Origin of the sequence: Priestia sp. SIMBA_032 (genome assembly GCF_046535215.1) — a bacterium.
Taxonomy (GTDB): domain Bacteria; phylum Bacillota; class Bacilli; order Bacillales; family Bacillaceae_H; genus Priestia; species Priestia aryabhattai.
This window is the reverse complement of the sequence record NZ_JAWRXD010001632.1, coordinates 1-233: the sequence shown is the minus strand read 5'-3', so window position 1 is coordinate 233 and position 233 is coordinate 1. Positions and strand designations below refer to the sequence as shown.

Here is a 233-nt window from a genome sequence, read left to right as displayed (position 1 = left end):
ATATCCCCCGTCTTTACTAATTGTTGTTATAAGTTAAATTATTTATTGTTACGTTCTGCACTAATTTGAAGATATGCGTTCACAAAGCGGAACATTTTTTGTGCTTGTGGATCTTTTAGTAATTTTAACAGACCGAATAGGCCGATAACTTCGTTGCTTTCGTCAGCACGATCTTTCGCTTCGATTGCAGTTGCAGCCATGCTTTTCACTGTATCTTTTACAGGTTCTACAAG

Annotated in this window: 1 protein-coding gene; it reads right to left on the bottom strand. The window is 36.9% G+C overall.

Annotated elements, in window-relative coordinates; translation table 11 throughout:
- Nucleotides 1-38 precede the first annotated feature (38 nt).
- Nucleotides 39-233: DUF1641 domain-containing protein (locus SB717_RS39810; RefSeq protein ID WP_410908873.1), on the bottom strand; the 195-nt coding region annotated here is incomplete at its 5' end.